The sequence below is a fragment of the Corynebacterium sp. LK10 genome (assembly GCF_008042455.1).
In the GTDB taxonomy this organism is placed as follows: Bacteria; Actinomycetota; Actinomycetes; order Mycobacteriales; family Mycobacteriaceae; genus Corynebacterium; species Corynebacterium jeikeium_D.
The window spans coordinates 155,509-165,400 of record NZ_NOVT01000017.1; the positions used below are offsets into that span (position 1 = coordinate 155,509).

Genomic DNA, 9,892 nt, shown 5'->3' on the forward strand with positions numbered 1-9,892 from the left:
TAACCCAAGTGGTTAAGAGCTCTTTTTGTATTGAGGGGGAGGAAAGGGGAGGGGAGGGCAGCGCAAACCGCCCGCTTACAGCAGGCCGGTGTGGCGCAGAGCCTGCTCCAGTCGGTCGATGTCAGCGTCCGTATGGAGCGCGGTAATGGTCAATCGCAACATTGCCTCACCACGGGGAACCGTCGGGTAGCGAATCGCAGGTATGTACACGCCTAGCTCCGCCAACCGTGCTGAGGCGTCCATCGCTTCGGCCTCGTCGCCAACGGGCAGTGGGATGATTGCAGATGCGGGGTCTGACTGTGCGTCAACCAGGGAGCGGACGCGCGCAATATTACGCTGCAATCGCTTGACGACGTCCCCAGCCTCCAACTGCTTCAACGCGGCGCGGATAGCTGCGACGGAACCGGGGTTCATCGACGTTGAGTACACGAAGCTACGGGCTTGATTGCGTAGCAGGTCGCCAACTGGTGCGGAGCAGAGAACGTATCCTCCTTCGACACCGAGAGCCTTGCTCGCGGTGCCGACCACAATGTCCGGGTGAATGCCCAGGTGCGCTGCGGTGCCACGGCCTTGCTCTCCGATAACGCCGACGCCGTGGGCGTCGTCAAGCATCAACCATGCGTTGTGACGGCGACAGGTGCGCTCGAGTGCGGGGCCGTCGATGACCTCGCCTGACATAGAGAACACGGAGTCGGAGATGACAAGCTTGTGGCGGGCGCTCGATGCTGCGAGGAGACGGTCGAGTGCCTGGTAGTCAGCATGTGGAAAGACCGTGACGTTAGCTCGGGCATTGCGGCACCCGTCGATGATGGAAGCATGGTTGGCGGCGTCGGAGAAGATTTCCACGTCGGCGGTGGCGATGGCAGCGATGGTTGAGTGGTTCGCCTGGTAGCCAGTCGCAAAGAGAACGGCATCGTCGAAACCGAAGAACTGCGCCAGTTCATTCTCAAGTGCGCTGTGGATGCTAGTGCCGGTGGTCAGGCGAGAGCCGCCGGACCCGGTGCCGAAATGTCCAATTGCCTCGGTGGCAGCTGAGATGAGTTCAGGGTGCGTGGACAGGCCGAGGTAGTCCGAAGAAGAAAACAGTAGATAGTCGGTTCCGTCAATTCGGCTGTGTGGCAGTTGTCCGGTTTCGAAAGTGCGCAGTGTGCGGGCAAGCCCTTCAGCGGCCCAGGCCGAGTTCCTTTGGGCGGCGATTGCTGAGAGGTCGCTGTTGGGGGCGGTCACGTCCGGCGAGGAACTGGCGTCAGCTGGGAGCTCGACGTAGACCGGCGCGTTCTCCAGGTAATCGATTAGCTCGGGGATATCGGTGCCGGGTTCAACGATGAAGATGCGAGTACCAAGAGTGCTGCCGTGGTCCTTGATATTGGGGATACGGTGAAAGATTCCGTCCAGCGCCAGATATCCCCGCGTGTAAAAGGGGTCATCGGAGAGGCAGATTTCTGCGACGATACCCGGGGCGCTGTGAACCTTAGATGCGAGGATGAGCGCCTCGTGAAAATGATCCTTGGTGCAGTCCTTACTGGGGTGCGAGATGGCATCAAAAGTGGAAACCCGTACACCACGGGCAGGATTTGGGTCGAGCCGTTCACCGGAGGAGGCATCGATGAGAGCGGCACCGCGGAGACCTGTGAGTGAATAGGCCATTTCGACGGCGATGTCGGCTGCTTGTATGCCTGCAGCGTGTAGGCGTTGAGCAATGAGATTGCGTGCGTCCTCAGGGCTGGGGTTCGACTCTAGAAAGGGAGTCAACGCGGACACGGTGCCGATAGTCGACTCTTCAACCTTGTCCACAGTGATGTGAATTGTGTCGGCTCGACCCTTGTCGTGGTGAAGTGCACGGCTAGTCATTGCAGAAGCCAGCTGAGGTAGTTCGACGGCCGGTGCAAGACGCTCAGCGCCAGAGATATGGCAGCCATCGGCGCTGGATCGCATGCGGATGCTGTAGGTACTCACAGAGCAAAACTTTAACACTGTTCAAGTTTTGTCTGGGAAAATTGGGTGAGGCACAGTGAGGGGGCGTGGGCTCAGAGGGGAGGGGGCGCTGGGATCGTCGTCAAGCGAAAAGAGGTGATTGGCGGGGCGCTGTACTAACGGTGATATGGAGGTGTATTGCGACGATGTGGAGAAACGCTGGTAGACTCACTACGTCAAATACTGTCAATTAAAGGTTTGAGGAATACGTCATCCGCGTTGCTTAACTAAAACGGGAGACTACTGGCGGATAAGCGGGTAAGTCTTTCGGGAAAAGCGTGGGAGAAGCGGATTTCTTGACCTCGGGAGGATGCACGTGGCTTCCGGTCTCATTGCGGCGTTGCGCGATCCCGATTTGCGTAAGAAGATCTTCTTCACTCTGACGATGATCATTCTGTACCGAATCGGCTCGCAGATTCCAACCCCTGGTATCGACTACCAGTTGGTCAACGCGCAGCTCGAGCAGATTTCGAAAGATCAGTCCAGCGTTTACTCGCTGATTAACCTGTTCTCAGGTGGCGCTCTGCTGCAGATGGCGATTTTCGGCATCGGCATTATGCCGTACATTACGGCCTCGATTATCGTCCAGCTGCTCACGGTGGTGATTCCACACTTCGAGCAGTTGAAGAAGGAAGGGCAGTCGGGTCAGACAAAGATGACCCAGTACACCCGCTACCTCACAGTGGCGTTGGCGTTGCTGCAGTCTGCAGGCATTGTGGCCATGGCAGACCGAGGTGCCCTGTTGGGTGGCTCGCAGTCGCTGCTGGTTAAGGATGCGGGTGTCTTTGACCTCGTGGTGATGGTCGTTGTGATGACCTCCGGTGCCGTGCTGGTCATGTGGATGGGTGAGCTCATCACTGACCGAGGCGTCGGCAACGGTATGTCGCTGCTGATTTTCTCCGGTATCGCCGCTGGTATGCCGGCGCAGGGAGCGAACATTCTGCGCTCCACTACCGGTGTCGTGTTCGCCACCGTGATTGTTGCCGTGCTGATTCTCATCATCGGCGTTATTTTCATTGAGCAGGGACAGCGCCGTATTCCGGTGCAGTACGCAAAGCGCATGGTTGGTCGTCGCCAGTACGGCGGATCTTCCACCTACCTGCCGCTGAAGGTGAACCAGGCCGGTGTTATCCCTGTCATCTTCGCGTCCTCTCTGATTTACGTGCCGGTTCTGATTACCCAGATTGTTCAGTCCGGTCAGTCGAATCCGAACATGGACAACTGGTGGCAGCGCAATGTCATTCAGTACCTGCTGGCGCCGTCCAGTTGGCAGTACATTCTGCTGTTCTTCCTGATGATCATCTTCTTCTCCTTCTTCTACACCTCCGTGCAGTACGACCCGCACGAGCAGGCGGAGAACATGAAGAAATACGGTGGATTCATTCCGGGCTTCCGCCCGGGACGTCCGACTGCTGAATACCTGTCCTACGTCCTGATTCGCCTGCTGACTGTCGGCTCGCTGTACCTGGCGCTGATTGCTGTTCTGCCAAATGTCGCTCTTGATATGGGGCTTGGCGACGCGAACTCCGGTACAGGCGGTATGTTTGGAGGTACAGCCCTGCTGATTCTGGTCAGTGTTGCGCTGACGACGGTCAAGCAGGTTGAAAGCCAAATGATGCAACGTAACTACGAAGGGTTCTTGAAGTAATGCGACTCGTACTTGTAGGTCCTCCCGGTGCAGGCAAGGGCACTCAGGCAGCTATCCTCTCGGAGAAGCTCGGTGTCCCGCACATCTCCACCGGTGACCTGTTTCGCGCAAACATCGGTGAAGGCACTCCGCTCGGCATTGAGGCGAAGTCCTACATCGACGCCGGCAACCTTGTTCCGGACGACGTGACTGTGCGTATGGTCGAGTCCCGTCTGAATGAGGACGACGCTGCCAAGGGGTTCCTGTTGGATGGCTTCCCACGCACTGTTGGTCAGGCAGAAGAGCTGAAGCGTCTGCTGTCCAACCTCGGCACTGAGCTGGATGCGGTCGTACAGTTCGACGTTTCTGAGGATGTCGTCGTCGAGCGCATGCTGGCCCGTGGTCGCGCAGACGACACTGAAGAGGTCATCCGCAACCGCATGCATGTGTACACCAATGAGACCGCTCCTTTGCTGGATTACTACTCGGAGAAGATCATCAAGATTGCCGCTGAGGGATCCGTTGAGGAGATTAACGAGCGCACGATGGCTGAGCTGGAGAAGCTGAACTAGGCTCCTGGCACACCGGGTAACTAGACGCTCTAGCTTTTTCGCTGGCTGGGGCCGATGGGTTTGCCGGTTGTAGATGGTTGTTGAAGCCGCCCTTTCGAACCGTTGAGGTTTGGAAGGGCGGCTTTTGTGTGTGGCTGGGCTGGGGCAGGGGGCAGCCGATAGTGAGGGCTACTGGAAGTCCTGAATGATTTTGTCGATAAGCGGTTGTGCGGCCTCGGCGCCAATATTCGCGAAAACGAACTCTTGGTAGATGCGGTTATCCTCGTCGATAACCATAACGAAAGGGGACCCCTTGCTGATGCCGCTAAATGCGTGCTTGCCGGGTAGCTCGTATGGCGTGTAGTTCTCGACGGACTCAGCCTTTTCGTTAATGCGCTCGACAGTGGCCGGGTCCTCGGCAGTACTGAGCATTGCGGTGCCACCGTCGCCAACCGCCATTACGCAGGTGAAGCCATGTACGCTCTCGCTGCCAAAAATGACGGGTTTAGAGTCATCCGACTCGACGCAGCTGCCAATCGCCTCCTTAATTGCATCAGGTGTGAAGTTTTGGATCGACTCAGGCAGTGCAGAGGCGCCCATGAAACCCGAGGTGCTTCCAGGGGCCTCCGGCGATTCCGTGGCAGGGGAAGTGGAGGGGACAGTCGGCGCTGGCGACGGTTCGGGGTTGCTTGAGCATGCGCCAATCAGGAAAAGCGAGCTGGCAGCAATAACAACGCCCGCAGTCTGCGCGGACTTCAACAGTGAATGCATGCCAGTTATCGTAGGGCAGCTCATCTTTGGGTGTAAATTTCTCGGAAGTAGCAGCGATCCGAGCGGCGCCCTCGTAGGTGGCGGGGTGCGGCTAGCCGGTGGTTCCCTTTTAAGTCAGAGTAGACTCAACCAGCGTGATGAGTTTTCCACGCCGCCGCAAAGTAGTTCCTGCCCGCACCGAGGGAGAATTGGATGCGATGCAAGCGGCCGGCGAGATTGTCGGTCGTGCATTGCTAGCCTGCCGAGACGCCGCTAAGCCAGGGGTCACCACGGCAGATCTCAATGAGATTGCGCACCAGGTCATTATCGATGCTGGCGCAACGCCGTCCTTCCTTGGCTATGAAGGCTTCCCGGCATCTGTCTGCGCATCAGTGAACGAAGTGATTGTCCACGGCATTCCGTCTTCGTCTACGGTTCTCGCCGATGGTGATTTAGTCTCAATTGACTGTGGCGCAATCCTGGATGGCTGGCACGGCGATTCGGCACTTACTTTCGGCGTCGGAAAGCTGAGTGACGATGTCGAAAAACTGAACATTGCGACATCAGAGGTCCTCGCCGAAGGTATTAAGGCCATGGTGCCGGGCGCTCGCCTCACCGATATTTCGTATGCGCTTGAAATGGCCACCCGTGAGGCTGAACTGCGCCACGATATTGAACTCGGCATCGTCGATGGGTACGGCGGGCACGGTATTGGGCGTGAGATGCACATGGACCCCTTCCTTCCCAACGAAGGCAAAGCTGGAAAGGGTCCCCGCATCGTCGAAGGCTCCGTATTGGCCATTGAACCGATGCTCATTCTCGGCGGCGAGTGGGGGAGTGATGAGCTTGACGACGGCTGGACGGTTGTCAGCGCCGATAGAATGCCGGCCTCCCATTGGGAGCACACAGTTGCCGCCACAGCGGACGGCCCCCGTATTTTGACTCCTCGAAATGAATAACTAGTGCGGGAGGGGCTACGCGAAAGGTCAGAATGTCGCCATAAAGGCTGCGATGAATTCTGAACGCGGAGAGAGAGTCCGCCTGCCATCGCTTGCAGGCGGTCCCATAGTGGTCGTATTTGGTAAAAACGCAGGTCGCGTGTAAAGTTGGGCGATGGTGTGGGCGCAGTGTCGCTGCAGTGATGATTATCCCTGCACGGAACTGCTAAAACACCAGGCAGAGTAGAGATTTCCCAACTGGTGCCGGGATTGTCCCGGGTATCCGCCAGAGAGACGTGGAGGACATGGCTAAAAAGGAAGGCGCAATTGAGGTTGAGGGTCGCGTCGTCGAACCCTTGCCGAACGCGATGTTCCGAGTGGAGCTGGACAACGGGCACAAGGTGCTCGCCCATATCAGTGGCAAGATGCGCCAGCACTACATCCGTATTCTCCCGGAAGACCGAGTCGTAGTGGAGCTTTCTCCGTACGATCTCGAGCGTGGGCGAATCGTCTACCGCTACAAGTAAATCGACCTGACCACTGTTGGTAGTGGTTATGGGCTTATTTACTAACTAGACAGAAACTCCACCGTCCTAGCTGCTTCTGGTGACGGCCGCGTGATGTTGAGACCGGGTGTCTCAGCAGATTAGCGCGGCGGTTCTTTATGAAAGCTTTTCCACAGAAGTAAGCGAGAATACCTCCGGCAACGGTGGCTGGAGCCTTTCTATAACACTTGCGCGACTCGGCGTCCGACCGAGTAAGCCGGGTCTGGGAAGGATGGCAGTGGAGTAAACCACCGCATCAACCGGAAGGAAATTGCCGTATGGCACGCCTTGCTGGAGTTGACCTGCCACGCAACAAGCGTATGGAGGTCGCTCTTACCTACATCTATGGCATCGGCCCCGCCCGTGCCAATGAGCTGCTGGAGAAGACCGGCATCTCTCCGGATCTGCGCACCGACGCTCTCACCGATGAGCAGGTTGCTGCGCTGCGTGACGTGATTGAAGCTACCTGGAAGGTCGAGGGTGACCTCCGCCGCCAGGTTCAGGCTGATATCCGCCGCAAGATTGAGATTGGTTCCTACCAGGGTCTGCGCCACCGTCGTGGCCTGCCAGTCCGTGGTCAGCGCACCAAGACCAACGCTCGTACGCGTAAGGGTCCGAAGAAGACGATCGCCGGAAAGAAGAAGTAAAACATGGCAGCTCCGAAGTCCGCACGCGGCCGTCGTACCGGCCGTCGCGTTGTAAAGAAGAACGTGGCTCAGGGCCACGCATACATCAAGTCCACCTTCAACAACACCATCGTGTCCATCACGGACCCGAAGGGCGCTGTTATCTCGTGGGCCTCCTCTGGTCACGTCGGTTTCAAGGGCTCTCGTAAGTCCACTCCGTTCGCTGCTCAGATGGCCGCCGAGAACGCTGCTCGTAAGGCCATGGAGCACGGTATGAAGAAGGTTGACGTTTTCGTTAAGGGTCCGGGTTCGGGCCGCGAAACCGCCATCCGTTCCCTCCAGGCCGCTGGCCTTGAGGTGTCCTCGATCTCGGATGTGACCCCTCAGCCGCACAACGGCTGCCGTCCGCCGAAGCGTCGTCGCGTCTAGGAATAGGGTAAGGAGAGAACAGAAATGGCCCGTTATACCGGTCCCGCAACCCGTAAGTCCCGTCGTCTCCGCGTCGACCTCGTCGGTGGCGACATGAACTTTGAGCGTCGTCCCTACCCTCCGGGGCAGGCTGGCCGCGCTCGTATCAAGGAGTCGGAGTACCTGCTCCAGCTCCAGGAGAAGCAGAAGGCACGTTTCACCTACGGCGTGATGGAGAAGCAGTTCCGTCGCTACTACGCCGAGGCTCACCGTCGTCCGGGCAAGACTGGCGATAACCTCGTCGTCCTGCTGGAGTCGCGTCTCGACAACGTTGTCTACCGCGCTGGTCTGGCTCGTACCCGTCGCCAGGCTCGTCAGCTGGTTTCCCACGGCCACTTCACCGTTAACGGTAAGAAGATCAACGTGCCGTCCTTCCAGGTAAGCCAGTACGACATCATCGACGTGCGCCCGAAGTCGCAGAAGATGATTTGGTTCGAAGAGGCACAGGAGAACCTGGTCGACGCTGTCGTCCCGGCATGGCTTCAGGTTGTTCCTGAGTCCCTGCGCATCCTCGTGCACCAGACCCCGGAACGCGCACAGATCGACATTCCGCTTCAGGAACAGCTGATCGTCGAGTTCTACTCGAAGTAATAACCAACTTCGCTTGCATCCATTCATTCCCTATGGCGTCATATAGCGGTCGCCACCTGGAGGATTTTCGAAAATGCTCATTTCCCAGCGCCCAACGCTGACTGAGGACTACATTGATTCCTCTCGCTCCCGGTTCGTTATCGAGCCGCTGGAGCCGGGTTTCGGTTACACCCTCGGTAACTCCCTTCGTCGTACGTTGCTGTCGTCCATTCCGGGCGCTGCAGTCACCAGCATCCGCATTGACGGTGTGCTGCACGAGTTCACCACTATCCCGGGCGTGAAGGAAGATGTCTCCGATATCATCCTGAACATCAAGGGTCTGGTGCTCTCGAGCGAGTTCGATGAGCCGGCTACCGTTTACCTGCGTCGCGAAGGTGCAGGCGCGGTGACCGCTGCAGACATTGAGTGCCCAGCAGGTGTGGAGATTCATAACCCGGACCACCACATCGCTACTCTCAATGATTCCGGTCGCTTGGATATTGAGATGATCGTTGAGCGTGGTCGTGGCTACGTGCCGGCGACCCCGAACTCCGGTGGCGAAATCGGCCGCATTCCGATGGACCAGATTTACTCGCCAGTTCTGAAGGTCAGCTACAAGGTGGAGGCTACTCGTGTTGAGCAGCGCACCGACTTTGACAAGCTGATCATCGATGTCGAGACCAAGAACTCGATCACCGCCCGCGACGCGATGGCGTCGGCAGGCAAGACTCTGGTTGAGCTGTTCGGTCTGGCACGTGAGCTGAACGAGGCTGCTGAGGGCATCGAGATTGGCCCGAGCCCGCGCGAGGCTGAGGATGTCGCTGCGTACCAGACTCCGATTGAGGATCTGGACTTCTCTATGCGCTCCTACAACTGCCTCAAGCGTGAGGAGATCCACACTGTCGGTGAGCTCGCTGCTCGTACCGAGTCGGATCTGCTGGATATCCGCAACTTCGGTGACAAGTCCATCAATGAGGTCAAGGAGAAGCTCGCTGAGCTTGGCCTCGCTCTGAAGGATTCCCCGAACAACTTCGACCCGGCTGCTGTCGCTGATTTGGACGCTGCCTCGGGCGATGACGCTGACTGGACTGATGGCGCAAGCGCTGGCTACGACGAGTAGTTCACCGACGCGACTTCATTAAAACGAGGAGATACCTATGCCTACCCCTAAGCAGGGTTCCCGTCTCGGCGGCTCCGCTTCGCACCAGAAGAAGATTCTGGCCAACCTCGCGAAGCAGCTCATCGAGCACGGCAAGATTAAGACCACCGACACCAAGGCCAAGCTGCTGCGTCCGTACGTTGAGAAGCTGATCACCAAGGCAAAGCGCGGCACTCTCGCAGATCGCCGCAACGTTGCAAAGCTGCTTAACGACAACTACGCAGTTAAGAAGCTGTTCGACGAGATTGGTCCGCAGTTCGCTGATCGCGACGGCGGCTACACCCGCATCATCAAGCTGGGTAACCGCAAGGGCGACAATGCCCCGATCTCTCTGATTGCTCTGGTTGAGGAAGAGACCGCAACTGCTGAGGCAACTCGCGCAACTCGCGCTGCTGCTTCCAAGCAGGCTGAAGAGGCAAAGGCCGAAGAGGCTGAGGCTACTGAGGCTGAGGCTGCAGAGGAGGAGTAATTCCCCTCGCTGACGGCTTCTGACCGTCACAGCTTTGAACCCCCGTTGAGCAGTTCATATCTGAACGCTCTTCCGGGGGTTCTTTGTGCTTGACGACGGTGCATAGCGCCCGACTCCAGTTCTGCCTCCGGTTACACCGACGGATTACGCACCAACATTGAGAGCAATACGGAGACCCTGCGGTGGAAACTGCTGATTATCTAATCCGGGGTCCC

General features: G+C 57.9%; 11 protein-coding genes and 1 pseudogene. 9 read left to right on the plus strand and 3 right to left on the minus strand.

Annotation, left to right across the window (positions count from 1 at the left end; genetic code table 11):
* Positions 1-75: 75 nt before the first annotated feature.
* Both CHU70_RS11490 and CHU70_RS11495 read right to left on the minus strand, forming a co-directional pair.
* A complete protein-coding gene (locus tag CHU70_RS11490) occupies positions 76-1,227 on the minus strand; it encodes an aminotransferase class I/II-fold pyridoxal phosphate-dependent enzyme (protein ID WP_370449630.1) in 1,152 nt (383 codons plus the stop codon).
* Between the two features lie 48 nt (positions 1,228-1,275).
* Positions 1,276-1,935: pseudogene (locus tag CHU70_RS11495) on the minus strand (6-carboxyhexanoate--CoA ligase); the annotation flags it as partial.
* 349 nt (positions 1,936-2,284) lie between these two features.
* Here CHU70_RS11495 and secY point away from each other — a divergent pair.
* Together secY and CHU70_RS06200 are read left to right on the plus strand one after the other, a co-directional pair.
* Positions 2,285-3,622 (plus strand): preprotein translocase subunit SecY, encoded by a 1,338-nt coding sequence (secY, locus tag CHU70_RS06195; protein WP_048731466.1) that lies wholly within the window; start codon positions 2,285-2,287, stop codon positions 3,620-3,622.
* The gene (locus tag CHU70_RS06200; protein ID WP_005509947.1) at positions 3,622-4,173 is read left to right on the plus strand and encodes an adenylate kinase; all 552 of its coding nucleotides are present in this window, start codon (positions 3,622-3,624) and stop codon (positions 4,171-4,173) included. The genes secY and CHU70_RS06200 overlap by 1 nt, the downstream gene beginning before the upstream one ends.
* A 168-nt stretch (positions 4,174-4,341) precedes the next feature.
* On the opposite strand, the gene CHU70_RS06205 is transcribed toward CHU70_RS06200, so the two are convergent.
* The gene (locus tag CHU70_RS06205) at positions 4,342-4,923 is read right to left on the minus strand and encodes a hypothetical protein (protein WP_147719171.1); all 582 of its coding nucleotides are present in this window, start codon (positions 4,921-4,923) and stop codon (positions 4,342-4,344) included.
* 137 nt (positions 4,924-5,060) lie between these two features.
* Between CHU70_RS06205 and map the strand changes: the two genes are divergently transcribed.
* From map to rplQ, 7 genes are all read left to right on the plus strand, one after another.
* A complete protein-coding gene (gene map / locus CHU70_RS06210; RefSeq protein ID WP_070429842.1) occupies positions 5,061-5,861 on the plus strand; it encodes a type I methionyl aminopeptidase in 801 nt (266 codons plus the stop codon).
* Positions 5,862-6,145: 284 nt separating this feature from the next.
* Positions 6,146-6,367, plus strand: coding sequence for a translation initiation factor IF-1 (infA, locus tag CHU70_RS06215; RefSeq protein ID WP_016422077.1), 222 nt, complete (start codon positions 6,146-6,148; stop codon positions 6,365-6,367).
* Positions 6,368-6,663: 296 nt separating this feature from the next.
* On the plus strand, positions 6,664-7,032 hold the full coding sequence (rpsM, locus tag CHU70_RS06220) for a 30S ribosomal protein S13 (protein WP_005509836.1): 369 nt from the start codon (positions 6,664-6,666) through the stop codon (positions 7,030-7,032).
* Positions 7,033-7,035: 3 nt separating this feature from the next.
* Entirely contained in the window at positions 7,036-7,440 is a 405-nt protein-coding gene (gene rpsK / locus CHU70_RS06225; protein WP_016422078.1) for a 30S ribosomal protein S11, read from the plus strand.
* A gap of 24 nt (positions 7,441-7,464) precedes the next feature.
* A complete protein-coding gene (gene rpsD / locus CHU70_RS06230; RefSeq protein ID WP_005509964.1) occupies positions 7,465-8,070 on the plus strand; it encodes a 30S ribosomal protein S4 in 606 nt (201 codons plus the stop codon).
* Between the two features lie 73 nt (positions 8,071-8,143).
* Positions 8,144-9,169 (plus strand): DNA-directed RNA polymerase subunit alpha, encoded by a 1,026-nt coding sequence (locus CHU70_RS06235; protein ID WP_016422079.1) that lies wholly within the window; start codon positions 8,144-8,146, stop codon positions 9,167-9,169.
* 37 nt (positions 9,170-9,206) lie between these two features.
* Entirely contained in the window at positions 9,207-9,677 is a 471-nt protein-coding gene (rplQ, locus tag CHU70_RS06240; RefSeq protein ID WP_016422080.1) for a 50S ribosomal protein L17, read from the plus strand.
* Positions 9,678-9,892 lie beyond the last annotated feature (215 nt).

Bases quoted from the DNA above. Each gene is read 5' to 3' on its own strand.
- rpsK (WP_016422078.1), top strand. From the start codon at position 7,036: ATGGCAGCTCCGAAGTCCGCACGCGGCCGTCGTACCGGCCGTCGCGTT.
- rplQ (WP_016422080.1), top strand. From the start codon at position 9,207: ATGCCTACCCCTAAGCAGGGTTCCCGTCTCGGCGGCTCCGCTTCGCAC.
- CHU70_RS06235 (WP_016422079.1), top strand. From the start codon at position 8,144: ATGCTCATTTCCCAGCGCCCAACGCTGACTGAGGACTACATTGATTCC.
- CHU70_RS06200 (WP_005509947.1), top strand. From the start codon at position 3,622: ATGCGACTCGTACTTGTAGGTCCTCCCGGTGCAGGCAAGGGCACTCAG.
- rpsM (WP_005509836.1), top strand. From the start codon at position 6,664: ATGGCACGCCTTGCTGGAGTTGACCTGCCACGCAACAAGCGTATGGAG.
- rpsD (WP_005509964.1), top strand. From the start codon at position 7,465: ATGGCCCGTTATACCGGTCCCGCAACCCGTAAGTCCCGTCGTCTCCGC.
- secY (WP_048731466.1), top strand. From the start codon at position 2,285: ATGCACGTGGCTTCCGGTCTCATTGCGGCGTTGCGCGATCCCGATTTG.
- infA (WP_016422077.1), top strand. From the start codon at position 6,146: ATGGCTAAAAAGGAAGGCGCAATTGAGGTTGAGGGTCGCGTCGTCGAA.
- CHU70_RS06205 (WP_147719171.1), bottom strand. From the start codon at position 4,923: ATGCATTCACTGTTGAAGTCCGCGCAGACTGCGGGCGTTGTTATTGCT.
- map (WP_070429842.1), top strand. From the start codon at position 5,061: ATGAGTTTTCCACGCCGCCGCAAAGTAGTTCCTGCCCGCACCGAGGGA.